This is a genomic window from Donghicola sp. XS_ASV15 (assembly GCF_041224595.1).
GTDB lineage: Bacteria > Pseudomonadota > Alphaproteobacteria > Rhodobacterales > Rhodobacteraceae > Donghicola.
On record NZ_JBGFGN010000021.1, the window covers coordinates 1 to 223 of the forward strand.

At 64.6% G+C, this 223-nt stretch carries 1 protein-coding gene; it reads left to right on the forward strand.

Translation table 11 applies throughout. The features are described from left to right. Positions 1-223 (forward strand): hypothetical protein (locus tag AB9K37_RS00425; protein ID WP_369835097.1); only part of this gene is annotated, 223 nt, incomplete at both ends.

A 223-nucleotide genomic window follows, 5' to 3' on the forward strand; every position in this document is an offset into this window, starting at 1 on the left:
GGTCACGACAGCCTCCCCCCGGCGACAGAAGACACCCCCATAGAAGCCGAGGTGGCCGTCGAGGCCACACCCGACGCAGACCACTTAGCCGCCACCGAAGAGGAAGACCCCTTCGCGGCGCTTGCTGACGTGGAAGAGCCGGACGCAGAACTGTCCGCCCCGGAAGACGCAGAGGCTCCCAAAGATCAGATGGCATCTGCAGACGAAGAACCACAGGCCTCTG